Genomic DNA, 10,135 nt, shown 5'->3' on the forward strand with positions numbered 1-10,135 from the left:
GCGTTGCGATTGTCAAATTTTTAATCAGCGGAGTCAGCAGTTCGTGCAACTCAACAATTCCATCGGGATTCAGGCAGTAGCAAGTGCGCACCCCATCCACCTCTCCCCGGATAATTCCGGCCTTTTTCAGCGCCTTCAAATGTTGAGAAACCGTCGACTGTGCCAACGGCAATTCTTCCGTTATATCTCCGCAGATACACGTATCCCGCTCTGCCAGCAACTCAATGATGGCAATTCGCGCCGGATGCCCAAGTGCTTTCATCAGCTCCGCACTACGTTTGCGGGAGGTGTCAAACAGTTTTGCTTTTGTAATAGCCATAACATTTATCGGTTATCGTAGTTTTACGATAAAATAACCCGAATTTTAATATGATGCAATCAAGTGTGTACAAAAAATCGCCCGGCCCAATTCATTATGCGGCTCCCCAGTAAGTCGTAACAAATGATGTAAATGAGATCTGCAAATCCAATAAAAAACTATAAAATTTCGTGTTATGACCTCGATGGAAAGTCGGGCAGCAACAATCGCTCCGGCTGGTCCGGTTCCCAGGTTATAAATTCTAAACAAAATCCGGCTTAACAGTAACCGTTGGTGTTGCCGAATGTCGTACCACTTTTTCCGCCGTTGAACCAAGAATGAGATGCTTCAACCCGCTGTGTCCGTGCGTTGCCAGTACCATTAAATCTGCATATTCGTCTCCATAACTGGTTATGGCATAATGGGCCGAAACCCCTTTCTCAATAACCGTCTCTACATCAACGATAGCACTCGAGGCCTCTGTGCTGACTACAAACTGACTTTCAAATCCTTGCCCTCGTCGCAGCTCCACCTTATCCCATGACTCCCTGAAAAACTCATCCACCGCATCATAAATGGAATCCCGGATGTTTTCGGCTGATGATTTATATGGATCTTCTAATGCATTTTCTATAATGGTCTCCTGTTTTTCCAACCCGTGAAACAAGGTGATGGAAGCGTTATGCCTTAAAGCAATAGAGACGGCCACCGGCAGGGCTTGCAGTGAAGCAGGTGAACCGTCCGTCGGCACCATGATATTTTTTATACGTTCAATACTGGGTTGGTCGGTATGCAGGACGGGCACTGTTGAGTAACGTATCAGCTTCTCAGTGACACTGCCTCGAAGCAGATCAGACTCGTGGCGTCCTTTTGCAGCAATTACGATTAAATCGTAGCTGCCCTGTTCGGCATATTCAGCAATTGCTTTCGAGGGTTTTGGAGCGATCCTCACAATACCCTCGCCTTTATTCTCCGGCTCAAGGTGATCATTCATAAGTTCGGTAATGTGCACGGATGCCCGCTCCTGGGCGTCCGGATATACCTCTTTATCCATATCAAGCGGCATGTCAAGCTGCTGCAAACTTTCATTAAAATACTCCAGTGTTGGAATAATGTGGATGAAATCTATCTTTGCGCCATAACGGCCGGCAATCTGCCGGGCATGGCTATAGGCATTGGATGCATTTTCAGAGAAATCGGTCGGTACTAATATCTTATTTATAGTGTACATAGCAACGATAATTTGTCGATATCAAGAATTACATTTCATCTACTGCCCGCATGGCATCTTCAACGATCAATATACACATGATTTCTAAAGGTCCATACACGTGATATTCTAATCCAGCTCCTTGAGCAGATCTTGCAGGTCAAGAGGATCGGTAACCATTTTCACCGAACCGTCCGCTCTGTATTCCCACTGGTCGCGGGGGCGATCGCGGTAGAGTTCCACCCCGTTGCCATCCGGGTCATCCAGGTAAATCGCTTCCGATACGCCGTGATCACTGGCACCGCTGAGGGGATAATCCGCATCGATCAGCCGCCGCAGGATTACGGCCAGGTCTCTGCGGGTGGGATACAAAATGGCGGTGTGATACAAACCGGCGCTGTTGCGCGATGCGGCCCGACCGTCTTTGCTGTGCCAGGTGTTTAGTCCAATATGATGATGGTATCCGCCGGCCGAAAGAAAAGCCGCATTTTCCCCGTACATGGTCGTCAGCTCAAAACCCAGGAGGTCGCGGTAAAATTCAAGTGCCCGGTCCAGATCCGATACTTTAAGATGGATATGTCCAATACGTGTATCGGCGGGTGTGGTATATTTATGGTCCATGCTCAGTATTCTTTTGAATTGGTTTATTTATATTGACAAGTCAAGTAATGGATTAAACGCTTACAGCTTTATTCTCTTTAATCACTTTCATTCCGGCGCTCCACCTTGCCAGTTCATCCAACATCGCATGGGCAGCTTGTTCCATCTCTGCGTTGGGCGTGAGCTGGTTTTCATCATTTATAAATTGAGTAAAGAACGGAATGTTCACTGCCTCCAGCAGAGGGGCCATTTTAAAAGTCAGCAGATCTCTTTTTAAATCAATATAAGCCCTGGTTCCCGCCGATACGCCGCCGTAGCTTACCACCCCGGCCGCTTTATAATTCCATTCCTGCGACAGGTATTGAAGAGCATTTTGCAAGGAGGCGGGATAGGTGTGGTTATACTCGGCCGTAACAAAGATGAACGCATCCGCTTCATCAATTTTAGCGCTCCACTGCCTGGTATGATTATGTTCATAGTTTTTTAATCTCGGATGTCGGGGTTCATTCATCATCGGCAGATTTACTTCCCCGAGATCCAGCAATTCCACGTCAAATATTTTGTGTTGACTTGCTTTTTCGGTGATCCATTTTGCAACAATGGGCCCCTTTCTGCCGGGACGAGTTGTTGAGGAGATGATTTTCAAGTTATACATGAAGTCAATTTATTTCTGGTAATTTCCATTTAAAGGATCCGCAAAGCTTCAGAAACCCGGCGGATCCGATGGGTGATAAAATATCTTATTGCCTGATAAACTCACCGCCGGCTTTAATAAAACCTCATTGCTGATCATGAGCGGCGGAAAATCGCCTCCGAGATCAAACTCCGTGCAATCGATGGTACCGGTGATTTGAGTGCAGTATCTTCCAGCCGGCCAGCCGGTTGTCATTGTTTCTGGTCGTAATCTGCATAAGCAGCAGCTGCATGCGCTCGAGCGTACCGCTTGCCGACAGGTCCCCGGCGACAACCGGGTTGAATCCCGCCGTTTCCACAAGTGCGGTTACCGCCTGTAAAGCCTCCTCGTCGTCGCCCGCAATAAAGGCATCGGCCTGCTTTCCGTCGATGACCGGCTGCTCAAAGTCGGCGGCGAAGGTGGTATTGAACGCTTTGACGACCCTGGAGTGCGGCAGCCACTCTTGTAGCTCCTCGGCGGCACTGCTATCTGGTTCGGTTGTCAGCTTGCTGAAATCCTCATCCACCGGATTGGCAATGCTGATCACCACTTTCTGAGTGGCCACATCGCGTATCTTGCCGGCAATTTCTTTTTCGGCTCCGTGCGGGACGGCCAGAATTATAATGTCGGCCTCCCAGCTGCAGTCGTGGGCACAATCCATGGATTCTACATCGGCGCCCGGATGGGCCTGTTTAATTTTTTCCGTTAACGACCCCGGTTTTTCAGGGGCTCTGTCAAAAAGAAGCAGGCGGTAGTTGTCCCCTGCAATACTTTTGGCAATGGCGAAGCCCATATTTCCACCGGCTCCGATGACGGCAATTGTTTGTTTTGTAATGGGCATAATGATTATTCTGGTTACCGTTTCATTTTGTTGTGTAAACATAGCCTGCCGGCGCTCCCTTGTCATTGATATGTGATAGCAAAAACCCTTGATATATATCAAAAACCGGGGAAGAAAACCCTTCATTCCTGAAGTAAAAAAGTGGATACCTGACCAGGTATCCACCTAAAAATTCTAACTGCCAATTGATAAACTATATTGTATTACAACGTATATTCACGGTCTTCGTGCTGTACGGTGACCCACTTGGCTGTGGTGATTTTTTCCTTCACAAAGTCTCCGTTAAAACGTCCGACACCGGATTGTTTTTCTCCGCCAAACACGGCATTGGCATCGTCGTTGACCGGGTGAATCACGTTCCCTTCGATATAACTTTTATTTAAATCTTTATAAGGTTCCATAGCTCTCCTTTCTCTTTTTTTATTCTGATTTACGCCGTCAAATGCCGATTTATTCTGAAGACAAACGAACGGCATCCGATGCTGTATTAATTATGTCTTTTATAAAAGTACTCTATTGTCGGAACTTCAGCATTGATATTTGATAAGAAATCTATTTTTTCTTCGCCTTGCTGAAGTACAAATTACTTGGTGAGAAACGCGGGCTAAAGGGGAAACAAAACTCAACCGCTGAAATTTCCGCGAACACGGCTCAGTGTTTCGGGACTCATGCCCAGATAGGAAGCCACTAAATTAAGGGGGACACGATTCATAAATTCATGATTATGCTTAATTAGCCTGGCATATTTTTCTTCGGCCGTAAGTCCCAACGCATTTTCCACGCGCTGCTGCAGGGCCACGTATGCATTTTCGACGATGATCCTGTGATAGCGCTCATAGGACGGGACTTCTTTTAGAAGCTTTTCGTGATTTTTCCTGTCCAGAACAAGCAGTTCGCTGTCTTCCAGCACCTCAATGTTCAGCGTCGAAGGTTTCCCCGTGAAAAAGCTTTGCAGATCCGCAATCCACCAGCCTTCAAAAGCGAACCGCAGGACATGCTGATTCCCCTTTGAATCCACGGAGTACGAATACAAGGACCCTTTTTCAAGAAACGTTAACTGCCGGCAAACATCCCCTTCCTGAAGCAGGAATTGCCGCTTGAGCATCCGTTTTGGCTGAAAATGATTTTTGCAGAGTTCCCACTGCTTGTCGGGTAGTGAAACATGTTCCTGAATACTTTCCCTTAATTGCTCGAACATTTGGTATCAGCTTTTAGATAGTCCGCTCAATAATGTATGATATCGAATATTGACATCTAAAAATGTACGGGGAAATATCAGGAAATAAAAAACGGATATCCAGCAGGAGGATGTCCGGGAAATACGTCCGATTGTCTATTGTTTGGATTTGAGCAGTTAATCAAAATAACGCTATATACGAAAAGCCGGGTAGAGTATGCAAGTGGATCGGGGAGAGAAGACGTGCTTAAACTATACCATTGAATTATTGACTTATTGATCATATACTTACAAGGGTTAAACTATGTCTTCAGGTGTTCTTCGCGCGGATAAACATGGATTACGGTCTTGGACTTATCTGTGTACAAGTTCAAATAACCTTTTATCCGTAAAGTACGTCACAGAAAAGATAAGACGGCCAGTCAGGATTTGCCAGGAAATAATTACGGCAAATGGAAAGAAGTCTGAAAGCATATTTATCTATCCTGACTCATTTTTTAAGGGCTACCTGCATTACCAAATGTTATATTATTCTGGTTGTCGGAGCTAAGCAACTCTATCCACAAGTTGACGCCCTGCTTATTATTACTCCGGTTTGCCTGGATAGGCGTTCATTTTCACGTCAATTATTGTCTGACAAATCTGGTTCCTGTATGAGCCATTCTACGATTAAAATTGATTATAGATCCAGCGTTATTAGCAACCAACTCCGTAACCGGCAGTGGTCAGACACCTTCCTTGGTGCCGTCGAAGAATGGCCCGTTCCCCTGCGATCGGTTTTCAATATTTGCCTGGCGTTGGATATTCCCGCCGGGATCTGCTGGGGAAACGACTATTTATTTTTTTACAACGACGCCTGGAAAACTCAGATAGGAGATGATTACCCGCTGGGACAACCGGCCCGGCCCCTGATGGAAGATAAGTGGCCGGATTTTGCTTCCTGTGTCCGGAAGGCTCGCTCTACCGGGAAGGTGGTGTCCTGCGGAAATAACTCGCTTTCATTTGCTGGTTACGACGAGCGTCATGCTGAGGTATCGTTTTATCCTGTTCCGGATGACCAGGAGACCGGGGGCGGGGTTGTAATACTGGCTGATAAGACGGCAAACACGACACGCGCGGAGCCGGAGGATAACCGCACTTTTGAAAAACGGAATGCAGGATTCGGTATTCTGAAAGTGAAATTCAAGGAAAGTGATACGCCCACGGATGGCCTTTTCCTTGAAACCAATGCAGAATTTGTGGAATACACCGATGTAAGAGAGAAGGAGGCAGAAGGCGAGCACGCCTCGAAACTCGTACCGAAGCTGGATAACCGCTGGTTTGAGCGTTTTGGCAGGGTAGCCCTGACAGGCGAATCTATACAGTACGACTACCACAGCGAGGAATTAGGGCGCTGGTTTGAAATATCGGCATTTCGCATAGGCTGGCCCGAAGAGCGAAAAGTGGCTGCCCTTTTTAATGATATCACCAAACGCAAACAGGACCGGGAAAAACGCGATCAGCTGCTCCGGGAGATACGAAGGGATCGAAAGCAACTATCTGAATTTTTCCATTATGCTCCCTCTTTTATGTGTGTCCTGCGGGGACCCGATCATGTCTTTGAACGGGCCAACGAGTTGTACAGAAAGCTGGTGGGGAAAAACCGGGAGTTGATCGGCCGCCCGCTTCGGGAAGTGCTGCCCGAGGTAGAAGGCCAGGGGTTTTTTGAACGGCTGGACAACGTATATGAGACGGGCGAACCAGTGGTCATGACCGATATCCCTATCAAGCTTGACCGCCACCCGGAGTCCAACGAGGGACTGGAAACACGGTATCTCGACCTGGTATATCAGCCCCTGCGTAATTCCGACGGCTCGGTAAACGGAATATTTGCCCAGGGCGTGGATCTGACCGAACGCCACCACGCCAAAGAAAAGCTGCAGGCCATGAACAACACCCTGGAAAAGCGGGTGGAAAAAAGAACCCGGGAATTGCGGTCGTACCAGAAAAAGCTGCAGTCGCTCGCCTCCAGGCTGAATGAAGCGGAAGAGCAGGAACGACAGCGGCTGGCAGCCGAGCTTCATGATAATCTGGGGCAGATGCTTAGCCTGGCTAAAATGCAGGTCGACAGATTACAGCGCGACCACTTTTCGGGCCGGGGCCCGGAGGAGCTGCGGGTATTGAGAGAAATAGTGAACGACGCTCTTGATTACAATCAGAACCTGATGGTGGAATTGAAACCACCGCCCGTTCTCAACAAAGAAGATGTCACGGAAGTATTGCAATGGACCGCGAATGAAATGAAGAAACAGGGGCTGGATATTGAGGTTCACGACGACGGGAAGCCGAAAACGGTCGATAAACAGATCCGTACAACGTTGCATCAATCGGTACGCGAGCTGTTGCTTAACGTGATCAAGCACGCGGATACCCGGAAAGCCCGGATACATGCCCTGCGCAAGGATCAACACGTGAAGATTACGGTCAGGGATCAGGGCAAGGGTTTTGATGTACAAAAACATCTTCTGAAGTCTACGGAGGAAGGACGATTTGGACTGTTTAACATACAGGAGCGGATAAATTGGCATGGAGGCGCCTTTGAGATCAATTCAGAACCGGGAAGAGGGACCAAAGCGACCCTGTATGCCCCGCTGAAAGAGCAGGCGGCACGGGAGGTATCGCCCCGGGCTGACATGGAATCGGTCCCGCCTGCCGATAAAAAGGAGGAGGCGTCCATACCGGAACGGAACATTACGGTCATGCTGGTGGATGATCATGACATGGTGCGCAGGGGATTTCGCCAAATGATAGAAAAACAGGAGGATATAAGCATTGTTGCGGAAGCGTCCAATGGCCGGGAAGCGGTGGAATTGGCCGATGAGAAGTCTGCTGATGTCATTCTGATGGATGTGAATATGCCCGTAATGGATGGTATCGAGGCCACGAAAACGATAACCGGATCCGGGAAAGATACACGGATTATCGCCTTATCCCTTCACAACAGCCAGGAAGTGATCCAAAACATGAAAAGCGCCGGGGCATCCGCCTACCTGACAAAGACGGATGCCTTTGAAACGCTGATCAAGACCATTCGCGCACATGCCTGAAGCTTATGGGAAAAGGGATAAGGGAAAAAAGAAAAATAATATCCCGAAATTTGGATCGCATTACTGCGGAATTTTGCCCTATCTTTGACCTGTATTTTTCACCGGGAATGTAATCGCGCGCAAGGCAGTCCACAGCATTTGAGTGAACCGGGCACAATCTTATTCATTACCACCGTTGACCGAACTCGAATTTAAACTCATCGACTGGGCGATCATCTCGCTCTATTTTATTTTTCTGATCTACCTGACCTGGCAGCGCGACTGGGAGGAGACGGATGAGGAGACGTTTCTGTTGTCGGGACGCAAGATGAGCCTGCCTGCCTTCGTCGCCACCCTGGTTTCCACCTGGTACGGCGGCATCCTGGGTGTCGGGGAGTACAGCTATCAGTTCGGCATCTCGCAGTGGCTGCTCTTCGGCTTTCCTTTCTACGTCTTCTCGGCCCTCTTTGCCTGGCTGCTGGCGGGCAAGATTCGCATGAACAAGGCACTTTCGCTGCCCGAGGCGGTGGGGAATTTCTACGGGGAGCGAGCGGGACAGTTTTCCGCACTGCCCATCTTTATCCTCGTCAGTCCGGCCCCGTATATCCTGATGCTGGGACTTATTTTCCAGTATCTCACCGGGGGATCGGGTAATTTCCTGTGGTATGCCGGCGCGGTGGCCTTCTTTTCGGTGGCGTATGTCATTTTCGGCGGGTTCAGCGCCGTGGTGCATACCGACATGCTTCAGATTGTACTCATGTTCGGGGGCTTTATCCTCCTGTTGATCTTCGCGGGGATCGATTTTGGGGGACTGGAATCCCTCTGGAAACAGATGCCCGCCAGCTACCGCGATATTACCGGGGGACAGGATCTCCAATATATCCTGGTCTGGTTCTTCATTGCGCTGTGGACGTTCGTCGACCCGAGTTTTCACCAGCGCGCCGCCGCGGCTAAAAGTCCCGCTACGGCCCGGCAGGGAATTTTCATTTCGATCCTGCTCTGGTCGCTCTTCGATTTCCTGACGATGTTCAGCGGCATCTACGGGTGGGCGATACTGGGACCCGACCTGGCCGAACCGATCATGGTGTATCCGTACCTGGCCAATGAGATTCTGCCGCTCGGTTTCAAGGGGCTGTTCTTTGTGGCCCTGCTGGCGACAATCATGTCTACGCTGGACAGTTATCTCTTTTTGTCGGGGCAGACGCTGGGGCGTGATTTCCTGGCGAAACATTTTCCTTCAGTCAAAAATAATACGCTGACACGCATCAGTACGGTCATTGCGGCGGTCCTGGGGATCCTGCTTATCCTCGTGTATCCCAGCGTTATCGACCTCTGGTACGTCATCGGATCGGTGATGCTGCCGGGACTGCTGATCCCCGTTTTAGGGGTGTACCTGCGTTTTTTCTCCCTCCGGGAGGGCTGGGTGCTTCCCACAATGGTCATCAGCATCGGAGTGTCGTTGTGCTGGCTCATCCTCGGTACACTCACCAGCACCATGGAGTACGACTATACCTTCATGGGCATGGAGCCTTTCTACCCGGGACTGGCTGTCAGTATTATGCTGTGGCTGGCGGGACGCGTGGGAAAGGGAACAGGCGGGGTACTGGAAGAGACGGATTTCAGCAGGGAGCTCACGGAATGATTCAGGAGAGAAAGGAAAATGACGCCATCCAGCGGCCTCCCCCCTCCAGCTCAGGTACTCTTCAGGATATGTCCCAGGTTCAGCTTGTGGATGGGAATAAGGTATTTCATCGCCAGCGCGTCCTTTTCGATATTCAGCATGCCCGTGCCCCTGAAATCGACAATACAGTGTCCCTCCACGCAGCGGACGACCTCGCCGATGCCGTAATACTCGGGGCTGGGACCGTAATACACCAGGTCGCCCAGCTGGATGTTGTTATCCGCGCGGCGGTTAAAAGGGTAAATAACCGGCAGGCGGTCGAGTCTATATGATAATCTTTTCTTCGTTGCCATAACTCCTGAATATACGGGATTACTAACTCTTTTTTCCAATGACAAATTTTCGTGTTTTCTCATCCGGCGCGGTGATCGATATCCACAGCGCTTCGGGAGGGATCAGCGCGGCGATGCGCTCGGGCCATTCAATGACGCATATGCCCTCCCCGTAAAAATATTCTTCCGCCCCGATCTCCCGGGCCTCCTCCGGAGAACTCATCCGGTAGCAGTCGAAATGATAGAGCGCCAGCCCTTCCTTTCCCTCGTATTCGTGAATAAGGGTATAGGTCGGGGACTGCACGCGGTCCGGATCGA

11 protein-coding genes are annotated in these 10,135 nt (G+C 49.5%); 2 read left to right on the forward strand and 9 right to left on the reverse strand.

The genetic code is table 11. The annotated features are described in order from the left end of the window. From ACESLU_RS07610 to ACESLU_RS07640, 7 genes are all read right to left on the reverse strand, one after another. The coding region (locus tag ACESLU_RS07610) for an ArsR/SmtB family transcription factor (protein ID WP_372637393.1) at nucleotides 1–319 on the reverse strand (319 nt) is incomplete at its 3' end. Between the two features lie 241 nt (nucleotides 320–560). After that, nucleotides 561–1,529, reverse strand: a complete 969-nt coding sequence (locus ACESLU_RS07615; RefSeq protein ID WP_372637395.1) for a universal stress protein — start codon at nucleotides 1,527–1,529, stop codon at nucleotides 561–563. 108 nt (nucleotides 1,530–1,637) lie between these two features. Next, a complete protein-coding gene (locus tag ACESLU_RS07620) occupies nucleotides 1,638–2,129 on the reverse strand; it encodes a VOC family protein (RefSeq protein WP_372637398.1) in 492 nt (163 codons plus the stop codon). Nucleotides 2,130–2,181: 52 nt separating this feature from the next. Continuing rightward, entirely contained in the window at nucleotides 2,182–2,763 is a 582-nt protein-coding gene (locus ACESLU_RS07625) for an NADPH-dependent FMN reductase (RefSeq protein WP_372637401.1), read from the reverse strand. A 163-nt stretch (nucleotides 2,764–2,926) separates the two neighbouring features. Beyond that, entirely contained in the window at nucleotides 2,927–3,622 is a 696-nt protein-coding gene (locus ACESLU_RS07630) for an NADPH-dependent F420 reductase (protein WP_372637404.1), read from the reverse strand. 203 nt (nucleotides 3,623–3,825) lie between these two features. Further along, the gene (locus ACESLU_RS07635) at nucleotides 3,826–4,023 is read right to left on the reverse strand and encodes a hypothetical protein (RefSeq protein ID WP_372637407.1); all 198 of its coding nucleotides are present in this window, start codon (nucleotides 4,021–4,023) and stop codon (nucleotides 3,826–3,828) included. A 221-nt stretch (nucleotides 4,024–4,244) separates the two neighbouring features. Further along, a complete protein-coding gene (locus tag ACESLU_RS07640; protein WP_372637409.1) occupies nucleotides 4,245–4,820 on the reverse strand; it encodes a Crp/Fnr family transcriptional regulator in 576 nt (191 codons plus the stop codon). Between the two features lie 632 nt (nucleotides 4,821–5,452). Here ACESLU_RS07640 and ACESLU_RS07645 point away from each other — a divergent pair. Continuing rightward, complete coding sequence (locus ACESLU_RS07645; RefSeq protein WP_372637412.1) at nucleotides 5,453–7,885, forward strand: response regulator; 2,433 nt, start codon at nucleotides 5,453–5,455, stop codon at nucleotides 7,883–7,885. Between the two features lie 175 nt (nucleotides 7,886–8,060). Then, nucleotides 8,061–9,506 (forward strand): sodium:solute symporter, encoded by a 1,446-nt coding sequence (locus ACESLU_RS07650; RefSeq protein WP_372637415.1) that lies wholly within the window; start codon nucleotides 8,061–8,063, stop codon nucleotides 9,504–9,506. A 50-nt stretch (nucleotides 9,507–9,556) separates the two neighbouring features. Here ACESLU_RS07650 and ACESLU_RS07655 read toward each other — a convergent pair whose 3' ends face one another. Together ACESLU_RS07655 and tsaE are read right to left on the reverse strand one after the other, a co-directional pair. Further along, complete coding sequence (locus tag ACESLU_RS07655; protein ID WP_073061289.1) at nucleotides 9,557–9,838, reverse strand: hypothetical protein; 282 nt, start codon at nucleotides 9,836–9,838, stop codon at nucleotides 9,557–9,559. Between the two features lie 22 nt (nucleotides 9,839–9,860). After that, nucleotides 9,861–10,135 (reverse strand): tRNA (adenosine(37)-N6)-threonylcarbamoyltransferase complex ATPase subunit type 1 TsaE (gene tsaE, locus ACESLU_RS07660; RefSeq protein ID WP_372637419.1); only part of this gene is annotated, 275 nt, incomplete at its 5' end.

It is taken from the genome of Fodinibius sp. (assembly GCF_041642155.1).
GTDB lineage: Bacteria > Bacteroidota > Rhodothermia > Balneolales > Balneolaceae > Fodinibius.